Origin of the sequence: Novosphingobium sp. Chol11, from assembly GCF_945870625.1 — a bacterium.
In the GTDB taxonomy this organism is placed as follows: Bacteria; Pseudomonadota; Alphaproteobacteria; order Sphingomonadales; family Sphingomonadaceae; genus Novosphingobium.
In genome coordinates this window covers 1-23,436 of record NZ_CAMBTS010000040.1, presented here as the reverse complement: position 1 = coordinate 23,436, position 23,436 = coordinate 1, and the positions used below count along the sequence as shown (strand labels likewise).

Genomic DNA, 23,436 nt, shown 5'->3' with positions numbered 1-23,436 from the left:
AAGGCCATGCTGCGCAAAGCAGGCGAACGAACCGTCTCCGGCCTGTGGGACCTCATCGGCAGACTCGTTGACATCTTCAAGCCGGACGAATGCGCCAACTACTTCAGTTCGTGTGGCTATGATCCAGAATGATCGGAAAACGCTCTAGTCCCCGGCACAGCAGCAGATCCGCAGGAGACGACCCAAATCCGACCATCGTGCTCTACGCGACGACAACGGCAACATCGACATCGTCTCCCCACTCGGGGTTGGTCTTACGATCATCGCGGGCTTCTTGAACCCAAGATGCGAAATCATTAAGAAATTGCCGCATGTCGTCTGACGCATCGCTGATCACCACCCGATACGGCGGCTGTACGCGGTTAAGGTCCACGAAATAGACCATCGTTTCGAGAAATGCGTCGGCGTTTCGTCCGTGCCAATCGACGCTGCCCAACGCATCAGCAAGTGCATCATAGAAGTCTTGCTTTGTGCGCCAGCCTGCACCGTTCAGGTCAATCATTTGCATGGCGGCAATTTAGTCGCGTCGGCTTGAGTGGCAACGGCAGAATTCCACACAATGCCAGTCATTCCGGCGTTCCGTTGGCAAGCAACACAGCCGCCAAAAAAGAGGGCCCATCACAGGCCCTCTTTTCCTTGTAACACCTAGCGGAAGCTTACCGCAGCCGGATCGGCACATAGCTCGCTGGCAGACCCCGGCGCTGGACGCGCAGGAGCACCGCTTCGCGGTTCTCGGACTTGGCCTGTTTCACCACCGCTTCCAGATCGGCGATCGTTACCAGCGGCTTGTAGTTTGCCGAGAGCACGATGTCGCCGCGTTGCAGGCCCTTGGTCGCCGCATCAGCCACATCGTCAATCGCGGTGATCACCACGCCGCGGGTGCCCTCGTTGGCCCCCAGCTGGCGCGCGATCTGCGGGGTCAGCGGGATCGCGGCGAAGCCGAGTGCTTGTTGCACGATGGTCCCGGTCTGCTTGTCGGCGCCGGGTCCGGGCATGCCGCCCTCCTCGCCCTGCTGGTCGGGATCGAAGGATTGCGCCTTGGCCAGTGTTTCTTCGCTCGGCCGCTTGCCGACCACCGCCTGCACCGTCATGCGCTGGCCATTGCGGATCAGCTCGACCGGGATGCGTTTGCCCGGCGCGGTGTTGGCCACGATGAACGACAAGGTCTGCTCGGGGGTAATCTCCCGGCCATCGACTTTCACGACGACGTCGCCCGGCTCAAGCCCGGCCTTGGCCGCGCCCTGGCCCGGCTCGACCGACTGGACGAACTCGCCGCGCTTCTTGGGCAGGCCGAGGCTGGCGGCCAGATCTTCGGAAAGCGGCTGGATGCGAATGCCCAGATAGCCGCGCTCGATCGCCTGACCCTTGCGCAGCTTGTCAACGATCGGCGCAGCGATTTCCGCCGGAATGGCAAAGCCGATCCCCACGCTGCCGCCGGTGGGCGAAAAGATCGCATTGTTGATCCCGATCACGTTGCCCGCCATATCGAACATCGGCCCGCCCGAATTGCCCCGGTTGATCGAGGCGTCGGTTTGCAGATACCGGTCATAAGCGCCGCCTGCGCCGGTGTTGCGATAAACCGCTGAAATGATCCCGGCGGTGACTGTGCCGCCAAGGCCGAAGGGGTTGCCAATCGCGATCACCCAGTCGCCCACCCGGGCATTGTGCGAATCGCCGAATTTGACGAACGGGAAGGGCTTGGTGCCGGTGATCTTTAGCACGGCAAGATCCGATGCCGCATCGCGGCCGATCAGCTTGGCGGCATAATCGACGCCGTCGGTCATCGTCACGGTGATCGATTCGATCTCACCCGTGCCCTCGGCAGTGATCACGTGATTGTTGGTCACGACATAACCATCCGCCGAGATGACGAAGCCCGATCCCAGCGATTGCGCCTCGCGCGTCTGCGCGCCGCCGCCGGGGGCGCCGCCGAACAGATCGCCGAACGGGGTGCCGGCAAACGGGTTGTTGTTCTGCACTTTGACGCGCTGGCGGGTCGAGATGTTGACCACTGCGGGCTGCAATTGCTGGGTCAGATCGGCAAAGCTGGAAGGGGCGCCGATGCGCGGGGCAACGGTTTGCATCTGCGCGGGTTCATTCTGCGCAACTTGCGCGCCCGCCGCAAAGCCCGTTGCCAAAGTCGCTGCGCTGCCAGCAAGCAGCATCGCCGTCGTCAATCCATAAGCATATCGCACGTTGCTGTTCCTCTTTCGAAATTCTCAGGGCCAAACTGTTGGAAGTTGCGGCGAAGAAACCGCCCTTCCAGTTTGGCCGCAATTCACAGGATGACGCCTGAACCGGATTTGAATGGATGCGCCTGCCCGTTTACTTGCCCTTGAATTGCTTCAGATATTGGTTGTCGGGCGAGAGCACGAGCGAAGTGTTGCTGCCCTGCTGCGCGAAAGTCAGGTCATAGCTTTGCATGGCGCGGTAAAAATCATAGAATTCCGGGTCTTGGCCAAAGCTGGCGGCATAGGTCTTGGCCGCATTGGCTTCGGCCTGGGCGCGGATGATCTGCGCGTTCTTGAGGCCCTTGGCGCGCACTGTCGTCGCCTCTTGCTGGCGCGCGGAGGCCATCCGGGTAAACGCCGATTCGAGCGGCGCGCCATCGGGCAGATCGGCACGCTTGATCCGCACATCGATCACTTGCGAGCCATATTCGCGTGCTTCCTTATCCAGCCCCTTGCGGATGTTGATCATCGCCTGCCCGCGATCCGCGGTGAGCAGCGAGGCAAACGTGCGCTTGCCCAGTTCCTGCCGCAGCACCGAGTTGAGGATCGGCTGCAACTGTTCGGCGACTTTGGCGACCGAGCCCGCAGTCTCGTACATCTTGACCGGATCGATCACCCGAAACCGGGCATATGCATCGACTTCGAGCCGCCGCTGATCGGCGGAGGTCACTTGCTGGCGCTCCAGATCGACATCGAGCACGCGCTTGTCGATCCGCACGACCTGCTCGATGAACGGCAAGGTCAGCACGATGCCCGCGCCCGTCTGCCCGAAATCGGCATTGGGGCGAAAGCGGTTGACCACGCGGTTGGGCTCGCCCAGCCGCACGATCACGGCCTGTTCCGTCTCGCTCACCACGGTTAGGCAACTGAGCAGCGCAATCAGCGCGACAGCGGCGACGATGATCGTATTGCGATAGGTATCCCAGATCTGTTCCATGTCAGCGTCCCTGCGTCGGCATCGGGGTTGGCGCGGATGATTTCATCTGCGGCAGCGGCAGGTAGGGCACCACCCCCGGCGCTTCCATGATCACCTTGTCGGTCTGGCTCAGCACCCGCTCCATGGTTTCGTAATACATGCGCCGCCGGGTGACTTCGGGGGCCAGTTTGTACTGGTTGTAGACTTTGTCGAATGCGGTGGATTCGCCTTCGGCCTTAGCTGTCAGCTGCTGCGCCCAGGCTTCGGCGCGGTTTACTTCGCTCTGTGCGTCCTGTTGCGCTGCTAACACGTCCTTAAACGCATCGACGACTTTGGCAGGGGGATCGGTCTTTTTGATCTCGACACCCTGAATCTTCACACCCGAGCGATAAGCATCGAGCACTTGCTGCATCCGCTCGCGCACATTCTGCTCGATCGTGGCACGGCCCGATCCCATCGCATCGTTGAGCGAAACTTCCGCCAGCGACTGGCGCATCGAAGCCTCGGCCACTTCGCGCACGGTCCGGTCGGGCTCGGCCAGCTGGAAGGTGTAGAGCTTCAAGTCCTTGATGTTCCAGCGCACCAGATACGTAAGATCGACCAGATTCTGGTCGCTGGTCAGCATCAGCTTCTCACCCTCGCCTTCCGGGATCGAATCCCGGCGGATCGAAGTCACGTCTTTGACGAGCACCGACTGGATCGGCCAGGGCAGCGTGAATGTTACGCCAGAGGAAAGCGTGCTCGAATAAGCGCCAAAGGTGGTGACGATGCCCTTTTCCTGCGGCGCGATGCGGTGGACCATCGAAGCGCTCAGCCACAGCAGGATCACCAGACCCACGCCCACCGGAATCCACGAGCCGCCGCCCGGCCGCTGCGGCAGGTTGAACGAGGGGATCGGCCCGCCGCCACCGCCGCCGCCGCGCCGGCGAAAAAGGTCTTCGATATTGGGCGGCCGCTTGCGCTCGGGCGAGGCGGGCGGCAACCACGGGTTGCGCGGGCCGTTCTGGCCCTCGGCGCGCGCTGGCCGATCTGGTGTGGGCCGATCTGGTGCGGGCCTTTCAGGTGAAGAGCCAGAATCATCGCTGCCTTCGGTGCCGTCTTCCGGCGGGTTGTCGCCGCCTGAACTTGCGCCGCCCCATGGGCTCTTCTTGCCGGCCATAGCGAGGCCGATCCACGACAAACGTCCACCGAAATTGTTCATGTTCCGCTTATAGGCACGAGCGCGCCCGAAAAACAGGGTCTCGCTGCCAATTTTCCTCTGCTAGGGCTTGGTCCGAAGGGGCAATCCTCGCCCCATAAAAGGGACGTTGGTGTGAGTTTGGAGCAAAGCGTGCTGGAACAAGCCGTGCGCGGCGTAGCCGGTGATCGTGCCGCGCAGGTCCGCGCAGGCGAAGACGATGTCGCGGTGCTGGTGCTCGAGGTTGGCGGCCTTGACCGGCAGGCGCGCGACGCGCTGGAGCAAGCGGTGCGCGAAGCGGCGCTCGAGGCGGGCGCTCGCGAGGTGCGTGTGGCGATGACCGCTGAAAAGCGCGCGCGCGTGATCATCGCGGTCGGTTCGGGCAAAGGCGGGGTGGGCAAATCCACGCTGGCGGCCAATCTGGCGGTGGCGATGGCGCGGCTTGGCCGCAAGGTCGGGCTGGTCGATGCCGATATCTATGGCCCCTCGCAGCCCCGCCTGATGGCCACCGAAGGCCGCCGCCCCGAGGCCGAAGGGCAAAAACTGATCCCGGTGCCAAGTCCGTTCGGCGTGCCGATGCTCTCGATGGGGCACCTGATCAAAGCCGGACAAGCCGTGGCATGGCGCGGACCGATGCTGGGCAAAGCGCTCGAACAACTGATCGATGCGCATTGGGGCGACGCCGAACTGCTGGTGGTCGATCTCCCCCCGGGCACCGGCGATGTCCAGCTCACCATGCTGTCAAAATACAAGCCGGTCGGCGCGGTGATCGTCTCCACCCCGCAGGATCTGGCGCTGATGGACGCGGCGCGCGCGATCGGTCTGTTCGAACAGGGCCAGGTCCCGATCATCGGCATCGTTGAAAACATGGCGGGCTACATCTGCCCGCATTGCGGCGAAGCCAGCGATCCCTTCGGCATGGGCGGCGCAGAGACGACCGCCATGGCCATGGGGCTGCCGTTCCTCGGGCGGGTTCCGTTCGATCTCGCGATCCGCCGCGAAAGCGACGCCGGGCATCCCCCGGCGGCGGGCGACGGCGCACCGGCGGAGGCATTTATCAGCATTGCCCGCGCAGTGCTCGCCTGGCTCGATACACCGCGCTGAAGCCTTGGCGCGCGCCTTGCCCAGATTGAACTCGCCCAAATTGACTGCGCCCAGACGGACTGCGCTCAGAATAAGCCGGAGGGGCCTGCTCATCGGCGCGGGCGCGGCGGGCGGCCTCGTGCTCGGCTTCCAGTTCGTGCCCCGCCGCTATGCCAGCGCGCTGGTGGCGGGCGCGGGCGAAGAGGTGATCGACAGTTTCATCCGCATCGCCAAGGACGGAGCGATCAGCGTGGCGGTGCCGGTCTGCGAAATGGGGCAGGGCATCACCACGCTTGCCGCCCAGATCGTCGCGGTGGAGCTGGGCGCGGATTGGCGGCGGATGGGGATCGAACCAGCGCCGATTGCGCGCCAATATGGCGATCCGGTGCTCGCCGCGCGCTGGGCGGCGCTGTGGGCGCCGTCGTGGTTGCCGTTCCTGCCCGCTCTGGCTGAAACGCTGGCCGGTGCCCTTGCGAGCACGCCCGGTACCTCGCTCGCGCGCCGTGAGGCAGAGCACGAGCCGATGATGATCACTGCCGAAGGCACCGCGCTCGCCGCTTTCGAAGCGCCCCTGCGCGCCGCCGCCGCCACATTGCGCGCGCTGCTGATGCAGGCGGCGGCGGCAAAGTGGGGCGTGGCATGGGAAACCTGCGACACGGCGGGGCACTGCGTTGTGCAGGCTGGATCTGGCCAGTCCGGGCGCAAGCTGGCATTTGCCGAGCTATTGCCCGATATGATGCGCTTCGCCCCGCCCGATCCGCCCGTGCTGCGCGCGGTTCCTGCGGCGGAAAGGCCTGGGCGGTTTCCCGAAGGCGCGCCGCCGCGCTTTCCCCGCCTCGATCTGCCTGCCAAAGTCGATGGCAGCTTTGTCTTTGCCGGCGACGTGCGCTTGCCCGATATGCTCTATGCTGCGGTCGCCCATGGTCCGCAGGGCGATTGCGTGCTCGCCAGCTATGACAAGCAGGCCGCCGCAGCGGTGAAGGGGCTGGTTCGCGTAGTGCACACCCGGCGCTGGCTCGCGGCAGTGGCCACCACCTGGCATGCGGCGAGCAAGGCGGTGGCGGCCATGGAGCCGCGGTTCAAGGCGGTCGGCCGGATCGCCGATTCCAGCGCGATCGAGCAGCAGCTCGATCTGGCGCTGCGCAAAGGCGCGGCGGTCCGCGTCGCCGCCGATGGCAATCCCGATGCCTTGCTGGCCGCGTCCGGCGCGGGCAACCCTACTTTGACCGCGCGCTATGATATCGAGCCTGCCCTGCATGCGCCGCTGGAAACCGCGACTGCCACGGCGCGGCTGCGCGGGGGCAAGCTCGATCTGTGGATCGCCACCCAAGCACCCGAGATGGCGCGGCGCGCGGCGGCGCGCGCGGCGGGCGTGCGCCGCCGCGATGTGATCGTCTATCCGATGCATGCGGGCGGCAGCTTCGATGCGCGGCTCGATATGCGGATTGCCGGCGAAGCGGCGGCGCTGGCCAAAGTGACCGGCCGACCTGTGCAAGTGATGTGGTCGCGCTGGCAGGAATCGCTCAGCAGCTATCCGCGCACCCCGGTCGCGGCGCTGGTCTCGGCGGCCTTTGGCCCGGGGAAGCAGCAATTGCTTGGCTGGCGCACGCGCATGGCGCTGCCGGCCACGGCGCAGGAGGCGGGCGGGCGGCTGCTCGGCGAACTGTCCGCCGCCGATGCGCTGGCGGCGGTGCGCGGAAAATCCGATGCCCTCGCCTGCGAAGGGGCGTATCCGCTCTATGCCATCCCCGAGCGCGCGGTCGAGCATGTGCCCGCTGCACTGGCGCTGCCCACCGCGCGCTATCGCGGCAATGCGCATGGCTACAGCGCGTTCATCACCGAAAGCTTCATCGATGAGTGCGCGCATTTTGCTGGGCGCGAACCGATGTCGTTTCGCGTCGGCATGCTTGGCGGGCAACCGCGCCTTGCCGCCTGCCTCACCGGCGCAGCGCGGCTGGCGATGTGGGGCGGGGGTGCCGATGCCTCCGGCCAGGGCATTGCCTGCCACCGGATGGACCTCGCAGCTGGCGAAGGACTGCGCAGCGGGTTCATCGCGGTGGTCGCCACCGCGCGCCAGGAAGCCGGCGCGGTGCGGGTCGAACAGCTTACCGCCTATGTCGATATCGGCCGGATCGTGAACGTCGATGTGGCGCGCCAGCAAGTCGAAGGCGGGCTGCTTTTCGGATTGGCACAGGCGATTGGCGGGTCGAGCAGCTATCACGCAGGCCTGCCCACCAACGGGCGGCTTGCCCAGCTTGGCCTCCCGCTGCTTGCCGATTGCCCCAAAATCGATATTGCGTTTGCCGAATCGAACGAGCAACCGTTCGATCCAGGCGAGATCGCTGCGGTTGCGGTCGCCCCTGCCATCGCCAACGCGCTGTTTTCTGCCACTGGGCTCCGCTTTCGGCGGCTTCCCCTGCTTTCTGAGGGCCTGTGACACCGATGCCGACTGTGATGCCATCGAAAATCGGGATACCAGCGGAGATTGTGACACCGCCGAAAACTCCTGCGCCGATTCTTGCGCCGATCATGGCCAAGCCTGCGGATCATCCCGTTGTTCTCACCGGCAAGATCGGCGTCCTGCTGGTCAATCTGGGCACGCCAGACGCGCCCGATACGCGCTCGGTTAAGCGCTATCTGGGCGAGTTCCTCTCGGATCGCCGCGTGGTCGAGATCCCGTGGCTCATCTGGCAGCCGATCTTGCGCGGCTTCGTGCTGCGCACCCGTCCCGCCAAATCGGCGCATGCCTATGCGCAAGTGTGGACCAAGGATGGGTCGCCGCTGGCGGCCAATACGGCGGCGCAGGCAGACGCGCTGAAAGCCCGGCTGGGCGGGGGCGTGGTGGTGGATTGGGCGATGCGCTATGGCAATCCGGCGGTTTCCCGCCAGCTCGATGCGCTGTTGGCGGCCGGGTGCGAGCGCATTCTTGTCGCGCCGATGTATCCGCAATATGCCGGGGCTACCACGGCCAGCGTGCTCGATGCCATGGCTGATTGGATCAAGGCCAGCCGCCGCCTGCCAGCCTTGCGCACCCTGCCGCCCTATCATGATGATCCGCTGGCCATCGCCGCGCTTCAGCGCGATATCGCGCGCCAGCTGGTCGCACTCGATTTTGACCCCGAGCTGCTGCTGCTCAGCTTTCACGGCATGCCTGAGCGCACCTTGCACCTTGGCGATCCCTATCATTGCCATTGCCACAAGACCGCGCGGCTGCTGGGCCAAGCGCTCAGCGCCGCCTTTCCCGCCATGCGCATCGTCACCAGTTTCCAGTCGCGCTTCGGGCGGGCCAAATGGCTCGAACCAGCGACCGATACCGTCCTGCTCGAAGAGGCGCGCAAAGGCACCCGCCGGGTCGCCGTGGCGGCGCCCGGGTTTTCCGCCGATTGCCTTGAGACGATCGAGGAACTGGGCATTCGCGGGCGCGAGGATTTCATCGCTGCCGGGGGCACGGATTTTGCGGCGCTGACCTGTCTCAATGCCGGCGAGGCGGGGATGGACATGCTCGAAGCGCTGGTTCGGCGCGAGCTGGCGGGCTGGATTTAGCCGGCACGCGCGGGCCAGCCTTGGCCAGTGGCCGCAATTGTGGCAAGCATGACCGGATACGCAAGGACATTTCATGGCGAGCATCGCAGCCGGTCGGCCCCAGGATATTCAGAACGAGCGCGGCAATCCGCACTGGACCCGCCCGCCCAGAGCCGATGCGCTCGATCCTATTCCGGGCACCGACGGCTGGCCGCTGGTCGGCACGACCATCACCCAGCTGGCCGATCCGATCGGTTTTGCCGAGCGCATGGCGGCGCGGTACGGCCCGGTTTACCGCACGCGCAGCTTCGGGCGGCGCATGGTCAATCTGGTGGGGGCAGACGCCAACGAGCTGGTGCTGTTCGATCGCGAGCGTATCTTCTCCTCCGAACAAGGCTGGGGTCCGGTGCTCAATCTGCTCTTTCCGCGCGGGCTGATGCTGCTTGATTTCGATATGCACCGCCTGGATCGGCGCGCGCTTTCCGCCGCCTTCAAACCAGAGCCGATGCGCAATTATTGCGCGCTGCTCAATGCCGATATCGCGCGCGGCACGCAAAGCTGGGGTGCCGGGGCCGCGCAAACCGGGACCATGGCGTTCTATCCCGCGATCAAGGCGCTCACCCTCGAAACGGCCGCGACCAGTTTTCTCGGCCTGCCGCTCGGGCCTGAGGCAGACCGCCTCAATAGCGCCTTTGTCGATATGGTGCAGGCCTCGATCGCGCCGGTGCGCCGCCCGCTGCCGTTCACCGCGATGGGCAAGGGCGTTGCCGGGCGGCGGATGATGGTCGCCTATTTCACCCAGCTGCTGCGCCAGCGGCGGGCCGATCCGGGGCAGGATATGTTCAGCCAGTTTGCGCTGGCAACGCGCGATGATGGCGCGCTGCTGCCCGAAGATCTGGTCGTCGATCACATGATCTTCCTCATGATGGCCGCGCACGATACGATCACATCGTCGATGACCGGGCTGATCTGGCAATTGGCGCAGCATCCCGAATGGCAGGAAAAGCTGCGCGGCGAAGCGCGCGCGGCGGCTGGCGGCGATGCCCGGCCGCTCCCGTTCGAAGCGCTGGGCCAGATGGTCCTCACCGAAATGGCGTTCAAGGAAGCCTTGCGGATTCTGCCGCCGGTGCCCGCCACGCCGCGCCGGGCGCTGAAGGATTTCAGCTTCGGCGGTTTCCGCATCCCCGCTGGCACCGGCGTCGGGATCAGCGCGGCGTCGATTCACGCCGATCCGGCGCATTGGCCCGATCCTGCGCGGTTCGATCCGCTGCGGTTCACGGCCGAAGAAGTCGCCAAGCGCCACAAGTACGCGTGGGTGCCGTTCGGCGGCGGCGCGCATATGTGCCTCGGCCTGCACTTTGCCTATATGCAGGTCAAAGTGCTCGTGCACCATATCCTGACGCGCTACGAACTCGGCGTCGCCCCGGGCTATGCACCGGCGTGGCAAGCCTGGCCGATCCCCAAGCCGCGCGACGGGCTGCAACTGCGCCTGCGGCCGCTGTTGTAAGCGGTTTTTGCGTCTCGCTGCGGTTTGGCGGCGCCGGTTTTGCTGAATCAGTTGACGATTCGCTGGCTCGCCGATACTAGCGCCTTCTTCCGGTGGGTCAGGGGTCTCCCTGCGCCCATTGCAACCAACTCTTGCGTTCCGTTTCGGCGGGATGCCCACTATCGAGAAACAGGACAATCATGGCCAATACGCCGCAAGCCAAGAAGCGCATCCGTCGCAACGCCGTTCGCGCTGAAATCAATGGGAACCGCCTGTCGCGCATTCGCACCTTTGTGAAGAAGGTCGAAACCGCGATCGCTGGCGGCGATAAGGCGGCGGCCTCCGAAGCATTGCTGGCGGCGCAGCCTGAGCTGGCGCGCGGCGTGGCGCGCGGCGTGCTGCACAAGAACACCGTGGCCCGCAAGATGTCGCGGCTGTCGAAGCGCGTCGGAGCGCTCTGATTCGTTCCTTGCGCGGGCTTGCTGGCTGAGGGTATTTGCGACCTCGCGCCGCGCTCGCGATCATGCACCGGGCACGCAGCAGGAAAGCCGATTCGCACGCGGTGAAGCTTTCCAACCGCCGTATTACAGAAACTATCCACAGGGAGTCCGGCTGCGCAGCCGGACTTTTTGTTTCAGAGGTGTTACGGTCTTTGTGACAAACTGCAGATCGCACAAGTCACGGATTTCATTTGATTCGTAGTCTCTACAGTAAAAACGTATATATTTCAGATACTTGATTGATTTGTGCGGGCGTCGCACTGTCAAGGTGGTTTATTTCAGTTTTTTTGCGAAGTGCTGCTTGCGAATCTATCCCATCCGCCAATAGAGATGGCTTCCCGGCAACGAGGTCGGGCCAGTGATAGCAAGCTCGTCATCTAGCAGGGACTTCGAAAAATGCATCGTTCATGCGTGGGAGGCGTCAATATGCGCTTTTCGCGAGGGGTGGATTTTGCCTGTGGCTGGGAATGCTGCGGGCGCAAGGGGCAAGGCGGATCGGTTTGACGATGGATGAATTTGGCAACAGCGGAAGTGCGCGCGGCGCAAGCAGAAGCTATTCCGATCTCTCCCACAGCAAGCGAGCGCGTGAGGGGGCCGTGGTCGAAGATCAGGATGCCCTCGATCTGGCGGCGGATTGGGCCGATATCAGCCAGGGTCTCAAGAAGGACCTCGGGCCGCAGCTCCACAGCCAGTGGATCAAGCCGATCCAGCTCGGCTCGTTCTGCAAGGAAACCGGCACGCTCGATCTCTTCCTGCCCACCGAATTTTCGGCCAACTGGGTGGCAGATCGGTTCGCCGACCGGTTGTCGCTCGCCTGGAAGATCGCCCGCACCGAGGTCAATCAGGTGCGCATCACCGTCCATCCGCGCCGCCGCTCCATGCCCGAGCTGCGCGTCGGCAGCATTGCCGCCAATGATCTGGGCGCCAGCCACGCGGCGCAGCGGCTGGCCGCCGTGCCGATGAGCGCGGATGCCGCGGTCACTGGCCTTGATCCCTCGCTCACCTTTGCCGAATTCGTTTCGGGCACCGCCAACGTGCTCGCGGTCAATGCGGCGCAGCGCATGGCCGCGCTTGAACAGCCGCAGTTCTCGCCGCTCTATCTCAAGGGCTCGACCGGGCAGGGCAAAACGCACCTGCTCCATGCCATCGGCCATGCTTATGCCGCCGCCCGCCCCGGCGCGCGCATCTTCTATTGCTCGGCCGAGCGCTTCATGATCGAATTCGTGCAGGCCATGCGCTCGAACGAAATGATCGAATTCAAGGCGCGGCTGCGCGGCTTCGATCTGCTGCTGGTCGATGACATCCAGTTCATCATCGGCAAATCATCGACGCAGGAAGAATTCCTCCACACCATCGACGCTTTGATGACCGCCGGAAAGCGGCTCGTCGTCGCTGCCGACCGCGCGCCGCAAGCGCTCGACGGCGTCGAACAGCGCCTGCTCTCGCGCCTCTCGATGGGGCTCGTCGCGGATATCCAGCCTGCCGACATCGAGCTGCGCCGCAAGATCCTCGAACAGCGGCTGCTTCGCTTCACCAGCACGCAAGTGCTGCCCGATGTGATCGAGTTCCTCGCGCGCACGATTAACCGCAATGTGCGCGAGCTGGTCGGCGGGCTCAACAAACTCATCGCCTTCGCGCAGCTCACCGGGCAGCCAGTCTCGCTCGCGCTCGCCGAAGAACAGCTGACCGACATCCTCTCGGCCAACCGCCGCCGCATCACGATCGACGAAATCCAGCGCACCGTTTGCCAGTTCTACCGCGTCGACCGCACCGAAATGGGCTCCAAACGCCGCGCCCGCGCGGTCGTGCGCCCGCGTCAGGTGGCGATGTACCTCGCCAAAGTGCTGACCCCGCGCTCGTACCCCGAGATCGGCCGCAAATTCGGCGGGCGCGATCACTCCACCGTGATTCATGCCGTGCGGCTGATCGAGGAACTGCGCACCCGCGATGCCGATATGGACGGTGATGTACGGACTTTGCTGAGGCAATTGGAAGATTAAGGGAAGGTACGAGGGCCATCGCCCTCGCGCTCCCGGGTGTTTGGCGTATGCCGATCGCATGTATGCGCCATCCGCGAAGCGGTTCAAAACTCCGGCTTCGCCGGAGCGCCGAACCCATCCGTCACGCACCAATGGCCCTCGCATTCTATTCCTTTTCAACCTAACTCCCTTTCATGACCCCCGACCGCCTCGACCGCTTCGCCCGCCACATCGTACTCCCCGACGTTGGTGGGGCAGGACAGGCTAGGCTTGTCCAGAGCCATGTCGTTCTGGTCGGGCTTGGCGGCATCGGCAGCCCGGCTTTGCAGTATCTGGCGGGTGCTGGCGTCGGGCGGCTCACGCTGATCGACGATGATGTGGTCGAGGCTTCGAACCTCCAGCGCCAGACCATTTTCACAAGCAGCGATATCGGGCGTCCCAAGGCTGCGGCCGCAGCGGCGTGGCTTAGCGCCTTCGACCCGGAACTTGCGGGGATCGCCCATGAAACCCGTTTGACGCGCGACAATGCGGGGGAACTGATTGCAGGCGCGGACGTCGTACTCGATGGCTGCGACAACTTCGCCACCCGGCTGGCGGTATCCGATGCCTGCGTCGCGGCCGGCATCCCGCTCACCAGCGCCGCGCTCGGGCGGTTTCAGGGGCAGGTGGCGAACTTTGCCGGGCACCGGGCAGACCATGCGTGCTATCGCTGCTTCGTCGGCGATGCGTTCGATGCCGAAGATTGCGATACCTGCGCCGATCAGGGTGTCTTGGGCGCGATGGTCGGGATGGTCGGCGCGTTCGGCGCGATGGCCGCGCTGCGCGTGCTGCTCGATGGCGCCGCGACCTTAGGCGATCCGCAGTGGGGTCAGGTCCATGTGCTCGACGGGCTGAGGCCGAGCTTGCGCACGATGCGGATTACCAAGGACCCTGAGTGCAACGCCTGCGGATCAATCGCCTAGCACTTCCCCCACCCATTGCGGCACCAGCACGCTCGCCGCTCCCAGCCGCGTCTCGTCAAACCACGCCGAGCCTTGCGAGCGCTCCAGATTGAGCTCCAAGGTGTCCGCCCCCAGTTCGCGCGCCAGCCGTACAAAGCCTGCCGCCGGATAGACCGCGCCCGAGGTGCCGATCGAGACGAACAGGTCCGCGCGCGCCAAGGCTTCGGTGATCTCGTCCATCCGGTAGGGCACCTCGCCAAACCACACCACATCGGGGCGCAGCGAGGGCGCGGCGCAGGCCGGGCAGGGTGGGCGCTCGATCAACGGGCCGGTCCAGCGGTGCCGCGCATCGCAGGCGGTGCACCACACCGTAAGATGCTCGCCGTGCATGTGCAGCACGTTGAGCGCCCCGGCGCGCTCGTGCAGGTCATCGACATTCTGCGTCACGATCAAAACCTCGCCGCCGCCGCTGCGCCCTGCCCATTCCCGGTCCAGCCGCGCCAGCGCTTCATGCGCCGCATTGGGCACTTTGGTCTGGATCGCGACGCGGCGCATGTCGTAAAACCGCAGCACCAGATCGGGATCGCGGGCAAAGCCCTCTGGCGTCGCCACATCCTCCACCCGGTGCTGCTCCCACAGCCCGCCCGCGCTTCGAAACGTGTCGATGCCGCTCTCGGCCGAAACGCCAGCGCCGGTGAGGATCACGATGTTGCGATATCTGGTCATCGGGGCCATGAAGCACAACAAAGGCGGGATGAGCAATGGCACGCATAGGCATTATCGGCAGCGCTGGAAGGATGGGCGCGGCGCTGCGCGAGGCGATCGCGGCGGCGGGCCATGCGCTGGCGGGCGGCATCGACCGGAGCGATAAGGGCGGCGGCGATCCGCTGGCGCTGGCGCAGGCGAGCGACGTGCTGGTCGATTTCTCCGCCCCCGCCGCGCTTGAATTCACGCTCGATGCCGCGATCCATGCGCGCACCCCCATCGTGATCGGCACCACTGGCCTTGCCGAGCGTCACCACTGGCTGATCGATGCCGCGGCGGTCAGCATTCCGGTGCTGCAAACCGGCAATACCTCGCTCGGCGTCACCCTGCTTGCCCATCTCGTGAAAGAGGCGGCGCAGCGGCTGGGCGAGGACTGGGATATCGAAATCGCCGAGACGCATCACCGCATGAAAGTCGATGCGCCCTCGGGCACCGCGCTCTTGCTGGGCGAAGCCGCCGCCGCCGGGCGCGGGGTGCATCTGGCGAAGGAGGCAGTGCGCGGCCGCGACGGGATCACCGGCGCACGCGTTTCCGGCACCATCGGCTTTGCGAGCATGCGCGGCGGCAGCGTGGCGGGCGACCACACCGTGCATTTCCTCGCCGACAACGAGCGGCTGAGCTTCACCCATGTCGCCGAGAACCGCGCCATCTTCGCGCGCGGCGCGGTGCGTGCGGGCGAATGGCTGATCGGCCAGCCACAGGGTCGCTACACGATGGCCGAGGTGCTCGGCCTTTGAATAAGGCGGCGATCTTCGAATTCTTCCGGCGTCTGGCCGAGGCCAATCCCGCGCCCGAAACCGAGCTGGCTTATGGCAACACCTATCAGTTGCTCGTCGCGGTGGTGCTTTCGGCGCAATCGACCGATGTGGGGGTCAACAAGGCGACCCGCGCGCTGTTTGGCGAAGTGACGACCCCGGCGCAGATGGTCGAGCTTGGCGAAGAGGGCCTCAAGGAGCACATCAAGACCATCGGCCTGTTCAATGCCAAGGCCAAGAACGTCATCGCGCTCTCCGCAATTCTGGTGCGGGACCATGGCGGCGAAGTGCCGCAAGACCGTGATGCGCTGACCCTGCTGCCCGGCGTGGGCCGCAAGACTGCGAATGTGGTGATGAACTGCGCGTTCGGCGCGGAAACCTTCGCGGTCGACACGCATATCTTCCGCGTCAGCAACCGCACCGGCATGGCGAAGGGGAAAACCCCGCTCGCCGTTGAACGGGGGCTGGAAAAGAAAGTGCCCGCGCCGTTCCGCGTCGGCTCGCATCACTGGATGATCCTGCACGGGCGCTACATCTGCAAGGCGCGTACGCCCGAATGCTGGCGCTGCCCGGTGCTTGACCTTTGCGATTACAAGTCCAAAATCATGGAACCGGGGGCAAAACCGGCGACTCCAAAAGCGCCACGAGCAAAGAAGGAACGCTTGTCATGACCGCCCCTGATCGTTGCAAATTCCTCGCCTGCGCCGCTGCCATGCTCGCTCTGGCCGCTTGCGCTGATCCGAAAGCTGCGGGAGGCCCGCAAACCGCCGCAGGCAGCTTGAACGGCCACGCCGCCAATCTGCCCGCGGTCAAGCCGACAGGGCCGTCCGTCAGCTGCATTCCGCTGGCGTCGGTCCGCGAAAGCCGGGTGCGCGATGACTGGACGATCGATTTCAAGGCTGGCGGCAAGCAGTGGTATCGCACTGTCCTGCCCTATCGCTGCAACGGCCTTGGTTTCGAGCGGGCGTTTACTTACGCTACCTCGATCTCGCCGCTGTGCAGCGCCGACATCATCACCGTGTTCCCGCAAAGCGGCATTGGGGGCGCGCGCGCCTCGTGCGGCCTTGGCCAATTCCAGCCGGTCGAACTCGTGAAGTAGGCTTCTTACTGATCCGGGTCCAGATTCAGCCCGCGCCGCCCATGCTCGGGCGTATCGAACGGCGGCAGGGGGGCGCTGGCATCGGGGTCCATCGGCGGCTGCAGCATGCCTTCCCATTTGGTGATCACGGTTGTCGCCACCGCATTGCCCACCACGTTGGTCGCGGTGCGGCCCATGTCGAGGAAGGTATCGACCCCCAGGAGCAGCGCAATGCCCTCCACCGGCAGGCCAAACTGCGTGAGCGTCGCCGCGATCACCACCAGGCTGGCGCGCGGTACCCCGGCGATGCCCTTTGAAGTGATCATCAGCGTCAACAGCATGGCGACCTGCTGCCCGGCGCTCAGCTGAATGCCATAGGCCTGCGCGATGAACAGCGTGGCAAAGCTGGTATACATCATCGAGCCATCGAGATTGAAGCTATAGCCCAAAGGCAGCACAAACCCCGAAATCCGGCGCGGCACGCCAAACCGGTCGAGCTGCTCGAACAGCTTGGGCAGCGCGCTTTCCGAGCTCGCGGTGGAAAATGCGAGCAGCAGCGGCTCGCGGATATAGCGCGCCAGCAGAAAAATGCGCTTGCCCAGAAAGATCCCGCCCATCCCCAGCAGCAGGACCCATAGCAGCAGCAGGCCCAGATAAAACTCGCCGACGAACACGCCGTACGTGACAATGATCCCGACCCCGCGCGTCGCGATGACCGAAGCCAGTGCGCCAAACACCGCAAATGGCGCAAAGCGCATCACATAGTCGGTGATCGTCAGCATCAAGGTTGCCAGCGCCTCGGCCCCGCGCAACAATGGCGCGCCTTCCTCGCCGATCGCGGCCAGCGCCACCCCGGCAAACAGCGAGAACACCAGAATCTGGAGGACATTGTTCTTGGCCATCGCATCGAGCGCGCTGACCGGGAAAACCTCGAGCACGAAGTGGCGCAAGGTGAAATCGCCGGTCGCCAGCGCTTCCACCGGCGCGGTCGCGGTGAATTGCAGGCCCACGCCCGGCTGAAACAGATTGACCAGCACCAGCCCCAGCGTGATCGAGATCAGGCTCGCGGTGATGAACCACGCCAGCGCCCGCCCGCCGATCCGGCCCAGCGCCGCGCTGTCGCCCATGCTGGCAATGCCCGTTACCAGCGTCGCCAGAATGAGCGGCGCGATGATCATCTTGATCAGATGCAGGAATACATCGGGCAGCAGCTTGAGCGTGTCGGCGATCGCCACCAGCGTGGGGCTGTCCGCCGGATAGGCGCGGTTGAGCGCATATCCGGTCAGGATGCCAGCGATCATCGCGATCACGATGTAGAGTGTCAGTCGCTTGCCCAAGATACTCGGCTCCCGTGATATTCCGGCAAGACTAGCGGCGCGCGAACATTAGGCAACCCGCCCCCCGGCGAAGGCCGGGGCCTCAGGCCAGGATGCGCCCCTGCGCAAAGTCCCAGCCTGCGCCGAAACGCAGCCTCAGTTCATCCGCACTGCGCCCGGTGGAGCAGCTTCTGATCGGCCAGCACCAGCGCCATCATCGCCTCGACCACCGGCACCCCGCGAATGCCGACGCAGGGGTCATGCCGCCCCTTGGTCATCAGTTCGGTCGCTGCGCCTTCGCGCGTCACGGTTTCCACCGAGGTCAGGATCGAGGAGGTTGGCTTGAATGCCACGCGCACCACCACCGGCTGCCCGGTGGAAATGCCGCCCGCGATCCCGCCGGCATGGTTGGCAAGAAACGCCGGGCCATCGGCGCCGGGACGCATCGCATCGGCGTTGCTTTCGCCGGTGCCGCGCGCGGCGGCAAAGCCATCGCCGATCTCCACACCTTTTACCGCATTTATCCCCATCATCGCGTGGGCCAGCTCGGCATCGAGCTTGGCATAGAGCGGCGCGCCCCAACCCGCAGGCACGCCGGTGGCGGCGCATTCCACCACCGCGCCCAGCGAAGAACCCGCCTTGCGCGCGCTATCGACCAACGCTTCCCAGCGCGCGGCCGCCGCCGCGTCCGGGCAGAAAAACGGATTGCGCCCGATCTCGGCGCGATCGAAGTTCGCCATGTCGATCGCGTCGCCGCCGATTTCGCTCACCCAGCCGGTGATGGTAACCTCAGGGATCACCAGCCGCGCCACACCGCCCGCGGCCACCCGCGCCGCCGTCTCGCGCGCCGAAGAGCGCCCACCGCCGCGATAATCGCGAAAGCCGTACTTGGCGTCATAGGCATAGTCGGCGTGCCCCGGGCGATAAGCTTTGGCAACTTCCGAATAATCTTTCGAACGCTGATCGACATTCTCGATCATCAGCGCAATCGGCGTGCCGGTCGTGCGGCCCTCGAAGGTGCCTGAAAGAATGCGCACAGCATCGGGTTCCTGCCGCTGCGTGGTGAAGCGCGATTGGCCGGGGCGGCGTGCATCGAGAAAGGGCTGGAGATCGCCCTCGCTCAAGGCCAGCCCCGGCGGGCACCCATCGACCACCGCGCCCAATGCAGGCCCGTGGCTTTCCCCCCAGGTGGTGAAGCGGAATACATGTCCGAAACTGTTGAAGCTCATGGCCGAGGGCTTAATCGCGAATGGGCGCAAATGTCCACCTTCCGGCGCCGCGCCGCGCGCGCTACCAGGCCGCCATGTTTCTCGTCGTCTTTCGCAACCGCAAGCGCGCCGATATCGACAGCGCCGCTTATGCGCTGGACGCCGACGCGATGGAGGCCCTGTCGCGCGCGCAGCCCGGCTTCATCAGCTTCAAAAGCTACGCCAGCGAGGATAGCGAAGTCATCGCCCTGTCCGAATGGGTCGATGAGGCCGCCGCGCTCGCGTGGCGGCGGGTGGCCTCGCACGCGCAAGTGCAAGCCAAAGGGCGCAGCGCGTATTACGAAAGCTATACCCTGTTTGCCGGAACGCCGAGCCGGGTTCATCACTTCACATGGGATCAAGCATGACCATCACGATCTACGGCATCCCCAATTGCGACACCGTCAAAAAGGCGCGCACGTGGCTCGGTGCGCAGGGCATTGCCTACACCTTCCACGATTACAAAAAGGCCGGTGCCGATCCGGCGCAGCTCGCCCAGTGGATCGCGCAAGCCGGTCTCGGCAGCGTGCTCAATCGCGCCGGAACCACCTTTCGCAAGCTGGATGAGGCGCAAAAGGCCGATCTTGATGCGGCGCGGGCCATCGCGCTGATGGCAGAGCAGCCCTCGCTGATCAAACGCCCCATCGCCGAATATCCCGGCGGGTTGCTGGTCGGGTTCAAGCCCGAAGAGTGGGTGGCAGCGCTAGGTAATTAAACTCGGCCTGCGCACTACCGAATCGGCCAATCAAGTGTTACCTTAGAACTTGTGAGCAGTTTTATCCCGCACCAATTCGCTATCGCGGTCGATCCTGCCGACATCGACTTCATGGGCCATGTCAACAACGCGTCGTACCTGAAATGGGTGCAAGATGCCGTGGTCGATCATTGGCGTGCGCTCGCCCCGGCAGAGGCAATTTCCGGGCATGTCTGGGTCGCGACCAACCACAACATCACCTATCGCCGCCCGACCTTCCTCAACGATGTGGTGATCGCGCATGTCCTGCTTGAGAAAGTGCATGGCGCGCGGGCGTTTTACGAGACGATCATCAAGCGCGGCGAAGTCGTGCTGGCCGAAGTCAAATCCAGTTGGTGCTGCCTCGATGCGGTCACCTTGCGCCCGGCGCGGCTGGCGCGCGATCTGATCGACAAGTTCGTGGCGGGCTCGCCGGCCGCTCTGGCCGACGCTTGAGTTAACTCAGCCCCAGCCGGTCGGCATAGATCAGCCGCCCGCCTGAAAGGTGCCACAGCGCTTCGTTGAAATCGGCCTCGCCCATCGCGAAGCAGCCGTCGCTGCGGCCCAGCTTGCCCCATTTTTCCAGCATCGCGGGATTGGCATACCACGCGCGGTGGAGCACAATGGCGCGTTCGAGCACGTTGGTATTGTCCGCATCGGCCCCGACCAGACGAATCGACGTGCCATAGCGGCCAACGTACCACTCATTGGTGATATAGGCCCCGCGCGAGGTGGCCAGGCTGCCGACCTCGTTCGAAAATGTCTTCAAAAACCCGTCGTGCTCCGGGTCCGATCCCTTGCCATGCGCGACGAGGAACGAGCGCACCGTGCCCTTTTCCAGATCGGCAAAGTGAAAGCGCGGCAGCGCGGAGGGCAGCGAAAAATCTGCAATTCCAGCAATATCGGTGCGCCACAGCCGATCCGCCACCCGCGCCACTTGCTCGCGCGCCACGTCCAGAACCTTGCGGTGCTGCGCGCTGATCGAATAGCCTTGCGCAAACACGCGCCGGGGCATGGCCAGCACTGCCGCGCTCGCACCCAGCCCCGCGATCACCGCGCGCCTCGTTGTCTTGGCTTTGCTCATCGTTCGCTTTTACCACCCCAGCGATGAACTCAGTCTAACAGCATTTATGCGGATTTTACAGCCTCTGTGCCCAGCTTGGCCAATGCCGCCCCATCCACGCGCATCACCGTCCACGCATCCATCATCTGCGCGCCGAGGCTCCGGTAAAAACCGATGGCCGGTTCGTTCCAATCGAGCACCGACCATTCGAGCCGCGCGCAATCGCGCTCCAGCGCCAGCGCCGCAAGCTTGGCCAGCAGCGCCTTGCCCAGCCCGCTGCCGCGCGCCGCGGGCTGCACGAACAGGTCTTCGAGATAGATCCCCGGGCGGCCTTCGAAGGTCGAGAAATTATGAAAAAACAGCGCAAACCCCTGCGCCGCGCCGTCCACCTCGCCGATCAGCACTTCAGCATAGCGGCGCGCTCCAAACAGCCGGTCCCCCAGCACAGCCTCGTCAAAGCGCACCTCGTCCGCCAGCTGTTCATAGTCGGCGAGCGCACGGATCAGTTCAGCGATGAGTGGCAGATCGGCAGGCCCGGCGGAGCGGATGGAGAGATTGGAGGTCATCGGTCCTTGGAGTAGCTTGCGACTCGCTTTGTCGCAATGGCGGCGCGACCCGCGCTCTCTTCCTCCCCATTTTTCCAAAGGACAAATGGGGAGGTGGCGGCGGCGCAGCCGACGTCGGAGGGGTTTCCTGTCACCCCTCCATCACCCTTCGGGCGGTCCCCCTCCGCGTTTGCGCTTATGGCGAAAACAGGGAGGATTTCGGCCAGAATGCGCCTCACCCCTCGATGATCAACCGGTCGCCTTGCAGGGTCACGCTGCCCAGCCGCCGCAGCGCCGATTGGCCGAGCAGGCTGACTGGCAGATCGGGCACGACCACCGCTTGCACATTGTCCAGCTCGCGCCCGGCAATGCTCATCCGCTCCAGTTGCACCGGCGCGCCCATGCCAGTGCCCGATGCGGTTTGCAGGATCGGGCGAAAGCTATCGGCGTCGGGCGTGATCCCCAGCGCCTGCGCGTCATCCTCGGTCAGCGCGACGACATCGGCCCCCGTGTCGATCAGAAAGGTGATCTGTGCGCCGCCGACATCGACATCGAGATGAAACTGGCCGGTCGAATCGCGCCGGATCACGGTCACGTCACCGCGCGACACGGTTCCGGGTTCCTCGCTGCGGGCAGACTTTGCCGCCGTGCCAACGCTGGCCTTGATGCCCGGCGCGCGCGCAGGGTTGGCATCGAGCAGCGGCCCGACGAGCGCGGCAAGCCCAATGACCACCCAGGCAAAGATAAGAAAGCGCAGCATTTCGCTTCACCTTTGCCGCAAACTGCTTAGCGAATCACCAAGAACCCCGGCCACGCGGCCGCCGCGCGGATTATTCTGCCGCTTCGGTCACTTGGCCTAGATCGCTCTGGCCCGCATCACTCTGGCCCGCATCGCTCGTCGCCGCCTCGATCTCCGCCGCTTTGGCTTCGACCAGGCCGACGATGTGATCGAGCATGTCCTCGCTCTGCACGGTGTGATCGGTCACGCCCGAAAGATAGACCATGTGCTTGCCGTTGCCACCGCCGGTCAGGCCGATGTCGGTCTCGCGCGCCTCGCCCGGGCCATTGACCACGCAGCCCAGCACCGAAAGCGAGAGCGGGGTCTTGATGTGGCTCAGCCGCGCTTCGAGCGCTTCCACCGTGCGGATCACGTCGAAGCCCTGCCGCGCGCAGCTGGGGCAGGAAACCACGCGCACGCCGCGCGTGCGCAGGCCGAGCGATTTGAGGATTTCAAAGCCGACGCGCACTTCTTCTTCGGGTTCGGCCGAAAGCGAGACACGGATCGTGTCGCCGATCCCCGCCCAGAGCAGATTGCCCATGCCGATCGCTGATTTCACCGTGCCGCCGATCAATCCCCCCGCCTCGGTGATGCCCAGATGCAGCGGGCAATCGACCGCATCGGCAAGGCCCATGTAGGCCGCCACCGCGAGGAACACGTCGCTGGCCTTCACCGCCACCTTGAACTCGTGGAAATCGTGATCCTGCAGCAGCTTGATATGATCGAGCGCAGATTCGATCAGCGCTTCGGGGCAGGGTTCGCCGTATTTTTCGAGCAAGTCCTTTTCCAGGCTGCCCGCGTTCACGCCGATGCGGATGGCGCAGCCATTGGCCTTGGCCGCGCGCACCACTTCGGCCACGCGCGCGTTGCTGCCGATGTTGCCGGGATTGATGCGCAGGCAGGCCGCGCCCGCGTCGGCGGCTTCCAATGCGCGCTGATAATGGAAATGGATGTCGGCCACGATCGGAATGCGCGCCGCGCGCACGATCTTGCCGAGCGCGGCGGTGCTTTCCACATCGGGGCAAGATACCCGGATGAGGTCCGCCCCGGCATCCTCGCAGCGGCGGATCTGGTTGATCGTGGCGACCGGATCGCTGGTCAGCGTGTTGGTCATCGTCTGCACCGTGATCGGCGCGTCGCCGCCCACCGGAACGGAGCCGACCATGATCTGGCGCGAAGTGCGGCGCGCGATATCGCGCCAAGGGCGGATGGATGTCATGCGCGTTGTATAGCCGCCGCGCCGGGCCTGCGCTACCCGTTATAGCTTGCGCGCATAGAGGAATTCGGGGTCGCAGTGATTGCCCACCCAGAATTCGATATC

General features: G+C 64.8%; 24 protein-coding genes and 1 pseudogene. 14 read left to right on the top strand and 11 right to left on the bottom strand.

The window, feature by feature from the left end; genetic code table 11:
* A pseudogene (locus tag Q0O40_RS08695) lies at positions 1 to 132 on the top strand (IS630 family transposase); the annotation flags it as partial.
* Positions 133 to 202: 70 nt separating this feature from the next.
* Here Q0O40_RS08695 and Q0O40_RS08690 read toward each other — a convergent pair.
* From Q0O40_RS08690 to Q0O40_RS08675, 4 genes are all read right to left on the bottom strand, one after another.
* On the bottom strand, positions 203 to 502 hold the full coding sequence (locus Q0O40_RS08690) for a barstar family protein (RefSeq protein WP_295528717.1): 300 nt from the start codon (positions 500 to 502) through the stop codon (positions 203 to 205).
* A gap of 154 nt (positions 503 to 656) precedes the next feature.
* Complete coding sequence (locus Q0O40_RS08685; RefSeq protein WP_295528715.1) at positions 657 to 2,195, bottom strand: Do family serine endopeptidase; 1,539 nt, start codon at positions 2,193 to 2,195, stop codon at positions 657 to 659.
* Between the two features lie 130 nt (positions 2,196 to 2,325).
* On the bottom strand, positions 2,326 to 3,168 hold the full coding sequence (gene hflC / locus Q0O40_RS08680; RefSeq protein WP_295528713.1) for a protease modulator HflC: 843 nt from the start codon (positions 3,166 to 3,168) through the stop codon (positions 2,326 to 2,328).
* 1 nt (position 3,169) lies between these two features.
* A complete protein-coding gene (locus tag Q0O40_RS08675; protein WP_295528711.1) occupies positions 3,170 to 4,348 on the bottom strand; it encodes an SPFH domain-containing protein in 1,179 nt (392 codons plus the stop codon).
* 117 nt (positions 4,349 to 4,465) lie between these two features.
* Here Q0O40_RS08675 and Q0O40_RS08670 point away from each other — a divergent pair, with 117 nt between their 5' ends.
* The 7 genes from Q0O40_RS08670 to Q0O40_RS08640 all read left to right on the top strand — a co-directional run bounded on the left by Q0O40_RS08670 (position 4,466) and on the right by Q0O40_RS08640 (position 13,856).
* Positions 4,466 to 5,428, top strand: coding sequence for an Mrp/NBP35 family ATP-binding protein (locus tag Q0O40_RS08670; RefSeq protein WP_295528721.1), 963 nt, complete (start codon positions 4,466 to 4,468; stop codon positions 5,426 to 5,428).
* A gap of 40 nt (positions 5,429 to 5,468) precedes the next feature.
* A complete protein-coding gene (locus Q0O40_RS08665; RefSeq protein ID WP_295528709.1) occupies positions 5,469 to 7,844 on the top strand; it encodes a molybdopterin cofactor-binding domain-containing protein in 2,376 nt (791 codons plus the stop codon).
* A gap of 92 nt (positions 7,845 to 7,936) precedes the next feature.
* Complete coding sequence (gene hemH, locus Q0O40_RS08660; RefSeq protein ID WP_295528707.1) at positions 7,937 to 8,950, top strand: ferrochelatase; 1,014 nt, start codon at positions 7,937 to 7,939, stop codon at positions 8,948 to 8,950.
* A 73-nt stretch (positions 8,951 to 9,023) separates the two neighbouring features.
* On the top strand, positions 9,024 to 10,436 hold the full coding sequence (locus Q0O40_RS08655) for a cytochrome P450 (RefSeq protein WP_295528705.1): 1,413 nt from the start codon (positions 9,024 to 9,026) through the stop codon (positions 10,434 to 10,436).
* A gap of 179 nt (positions 10,437 to 10,615) precedes the next feature.
* Positions 10,616 to 10,876, top strand: coding sequence for a 30S ribosomal protein S20 (gene rpsT / locus Q0O40_RS08650; protein WP_295528703.1), 261 nt, complete (start codon positions 10,616 to 10,618; stop codon positions 10,874 to 10,876).
* A gap of 545 nt (positions 10,877 to 11,421) precedes the next feature.
* The gene (dnaA, locus tag Q0O40_RS08645; RefSeq protein WP_295528701.1) at positions 11,422 to 12,915 is read left to right on the top strand and encodes a chromosomal replication initiator protein DnaA; all 1,494 of its coding nucleotides are present in this window, start codon (positions 11,422 to 11,424) and stop codon (positions 12,913 to 12,915) included.
* A 173-nt stretch (positions 12,916 to 13,088) separates the two neighbouring features.
* Positions 13,089 to 13,856 carry a HesA/MoeB/ThiF family protein gene (locus tag Q0O40_RS08640; protein ID WP_295528699.1) on the top strand — a complete coding sequence of 256 codons (768 nt, stop codon included), beginning with the start codon at positions 13,089 to 13,091 and terminating at the stop codon, positions 13,854 to 13,856.
* Here Q0O40_RS08640 and Q0O40_RS08635 read toward each other — a convergent pair.
* Positions 13,845 to 14,561 carry an NAD-dependent deacylase gene (locus Q0O40_RS08635; protein ID WP_295528697.1) on the bottom strand — a complete coding sequence of 239 codons (717 nt, stop codon included), beginning with the start codon at positions 14,559 to 14,561 and terminating at the stop codon, positions 13,845 to 13,847. The two genes, Q0O40_RS08640 and Q0O40_RS08635, sit on opposite strands and share 12 nt — an antisense overlap.
* 35 nt (positions 14,562 to 14,596) lie before the next feature.
* Between Q0O40_RS08635 and dapB the strand changes: the two genes are divergently transcribed.
* Genes dapB through Q0O40_RS08620 form a run of 3 tightly spaced genes read left to right on the top strand, consistent with a single transcriptional unit; the run spans position 14,597 to position 16,454 of the window.
* Complete coding sequence (gene dapB / locus Q0O40_RS08630; protein WP_295528695.1) at positions 14,597 to 15,337, top strand: 4-hydroxy-tetrahydrodipicolinate reductase; 741 nt, start codon at positions 14,597 to 14,599, stop codon at positions 15,335 to 15,337.
* A complete protein-coding gene (gene nth, locus Q0O40_RS08625) occupies positions 15,334 to 16,026 on the top strand; it encodes an endonuclease III (RefSeq protein WP_295528693.1) in 693 nt (230 codons plus the stop codon). Before dapB ends, nth begins: the two co-directional genes overlap by 4 nt.
* On the top strand, positions 16,023 to 16,454 hold the full coding sequence (locus Q0O40_RS08620) for a hypothetical protein (protein ID WP_295528691.1): 432 nt from the start codon (positions 16,023 to 16,025) through the stop codon (positions 16,452 to 16,454). The genes nth and Q0O40_RS08620 overlap by 4 nt, the downstream gene beginning before the upstream one ends.
* 5 nt (positions 16,455 to 16,459) lie before the next feature.
* Here Q0O40_RS08620 and Q0O40_RS08615 read toward each other — a convergent pair whose 3' ends face one another.
* Both Q0O40_RS08615 and aroC read right to left on the bottom strand, forming a co-directional pair.
* A complete protein-coding gene (locus Q0O40_RS08615) occupies positions 16,460 to 17,770 on the bottom strand; it encodes a dicarboxylate/amino acid:cation symporter (protein WP_295528689.1) in 1,311 nt (436 codons plus the stop codon).
* A 140-nt stretch (positions 17,771 to 17,910) separates the two neighbouring features.
* A complete protein-coding gene (gene aroC, locus Q0O40_RS08610) occupies positions 17,911 to 18,978 on the bottom strand; it encodes a chorismate synthase (RefSeq protein WP_295528687.1) in 1,068 nt (355 codons plus the stop codon).
* A 74-nt stretch (positions 18,979 to 19,052) separates the two neighbouring features.
* On the opposite strand from aroC, the gene Q0O40_RS08605 reads away from it, so the two are divergent.
* Genes Q0O40_RS08605 through Q0O40_RS08595 form a run of 3 tightly spaced genes read left to right on the top strand, consistent with a single transcriptional unit; the run spans position 19,053 to position 20,185 of the window.
* Positions 19,053 to 19,364, top strand: coding sequence for an antibiotic biosynthesis monooxygenase (locus Q0O40_RS08605; protein ID WP_295528719.1), 312 nt, complete (start codon positions 19,053 to 19,055; stop codon positions 19,362 to 19,364).
* A complete protein-coding gene (locus tag Q0O40_RS08600; protein WP_295528685.1) occupies positions 19,361 to 19,711 on the top strand; it encodes an arsenate reductase in 351 nt (116 codons plus the stop codon). Before Q0O40_RS08605 ends, Q0O40_RS08600 begins: the two co-directional genes overlap by 4 nt.
* 51 nt (positions 19,712 to 19,762) lie before the next feature.
* Complete coding sequence (locus tag Q0O40_RS08595) at positions 19,763 to 20,185, top strand: thioesterase family protein (protein WP_295528683.1); 423 nt, start codon at positions 19,763 to 19,765, stop codon at positions 20,183 to 20,185.
* A 1-nt stretch (position 20,186) separates the two neighbouring features.
* On the opposite strand, the gene Q0O40_RS08590 is transcribed toward Q0O40_RS08595, so the two are convergent.
* From Q0O40_RS08590 to ispG, 4 genes are all read right to left on the bottom strand, one after another.
* Positions 20,187 to 20,813 (bottom strand): murein L,D-transpeptidase catalytic domain-containing protein, encoded by a 627-nt coding sequence (locus tag Q0O40_RS08590; protein WP_295528681.1) that lies wholly within the window; start codon positions 20,811 to 20,813, stop codon positions 20,187 to 20,189.
* A gap of 44 nt (positions 20,814 to 20,857) precedes the next feature.
* Positions 20,858 to 21,358 (bottom strand): GNAT family N-acetyltransferase, encoded by a 501-nt coding sequence (locus tag Q0O40_RS08585; RefSeq protein WP_295528679.1) that lies wholly within the window; start codon positions 21,356 to 21,358, stop codon positions 20,858 to 20,860.
* A 214-nt stretch (positions 21,359 to 21,572) separates the two neighbouring features.
* Positions 21,573 to 22,097 carry a TIGR02281 family clan AA aspartic protease gene (locus Q0O40_RS08580; RefSeq protein ID WP_295528677.1) on the bottom strand — a complete coding sequence of 175 codons (525 nt, stop codon included), beginning with the start codon at positions 22,095 to 22,097 and terminating at the stop codon, positions 21,573 to 21,575.
* 70 nt (positions 22,098 to 22,167) lie between these two features.
* Complete coding sequence (gene ispG / locus Q0O40_RS08575) at positions 22,168 to 23,334, bottom strand: flavodoxin-dependent (E)-4-hydroxy-3-methylbut-2-enyl-diphosphate synthase (RefSeq protein WP_295528675.1); 1,167 nt, start codon at positions 23,332 to 23,334, stop codon at positions 22,168 to 22,170.
* Between the last annotated feature and the right edge of the window lie 102 nt (positions 23,335 to 23,436).

Bases quoted from the DNA above. Each gene is read 5' to 3' on its own strand.
- Q0O40_RS08620 (WP_295528691.1), top strand. From the start codon at position 16,023: ATGACCGCCCCTGATCGTTGCAAATTCCTCGCCTGCGCCGCTGCCATG.
- rpsT (WP_295528703.1), top strand. From the start codon at position 10,616: ATGGCCAATACGCCGCAAGCCAAGAAGCGCATCCGTCGCAACGCCGTT.
- Q0O40_RS08605 (WP_295528719.1), top strand. From the start codon at position 19,053: ATGTTTCTCGTCGTCTTTCGCAACCGCAAGCGCGCCGATATCGACAGC.
- Q0O40_RS08600 (WP_295528685.1), top strand. From the start codon at position 19,361: ATGACCATCACGATCTACGGCATCCCCAATTGCGACACCGTCAAAAAG.
- dapB (WP_295528695.1), top strand. From the start codon at position 14,597: ATGGCACGCATAGGCATTATCGGCAGCGCTGGAAGGATGGGCGCGGCG.
- hemH (WP_295528707.1), top strand. From the start codon at position 7,937: ATGGCCAAGCCTGCGGATCATCCCGTTGTTCTCACCGGCAAGATCGGC.
- Q0O40_RS08585 (WP_295528679.1), bottom strand. From the start codon at position 21,358: ATGACCTCCAATCTCTCCATCCGCTCCGCCGGGCCTGCCGATCTGCCA.
- dnaA (WP_295528701.1), top strand. From the start codon at position 11,422: ATGGATGAATTTGGCAACAGCGGAAGTGCGCGCGGCGCAAGCAGAAGC.
- Q0O40_RS08590 (WP_295528681.1), bottom strand. From the start codon at position 20,813: ATGAGCAAAGCCAAGACAACGAGGCGCGCGGTGATCGCGGGGCTGGGT.
- Q0O40_RS08655 (WP_295528705.1), top strand. From the start codon at position 9,024: ATGGCGAGCATCGCAGCCGGTCGGCCCCAGGATATTCAGAACGAGCGC.
- ispG (WP_295528675.1), bottom strand. From the start codon at position 23,334: ATGACATCCATCCGCCCTTGGCGCGATATCGCGCGCCGCACTTCGCGC.
- aroC (WP_295528687.1), bottom strand. From the start codon at position 18,978: ATGAGCTTCAACAGTTTCGGACATGTATTCCGCTTCACCACCTGGGGG.
- Q0O40_RS08635 (WP_295528697.1), bottom strand. From the start codon at position 14,561: ATGACCAGATATCGCAACATCGTGATCCTCACCGGCGCTGGCGTTTCG.
- Q0O40_RS08580 (WP_295528677.1), bottom strand. From the start codon at position 22,097: ATGCTGCGCTTTCTTATCTTTGCCTGGGTGGTCATTGGGCTTGCCGCG.
- Q0O40_RS08690 (WP_295528717.1), bottom strand. From the start codon at position 502: ATGATTGACCTGAACGGTGCAGGCTGGCGCACAAAGCAAGACTTCTAT.
- Q0O40_RS08640 (WP_295528699.1), top strand. From the start codon at position 13,089: ATGACCCCCGACCGCCTCGACCGCTTCGCCCGCCACATCGTACTCCCC.
- Q0O40_RS08675 (WP_295528711.1), bottom strand. From the start codon at position 4,348: ATGAACAATTTCGGTGGACGTTTGTCGTGGATCGGCCTCGCTATGGCC.
- hflC (WP_295528713.1), bottom strand. From the start codon at position 3,168: ATGGAACAGATCTGGGATACCTATCGCAATACGATCATCGTCGCCGCT.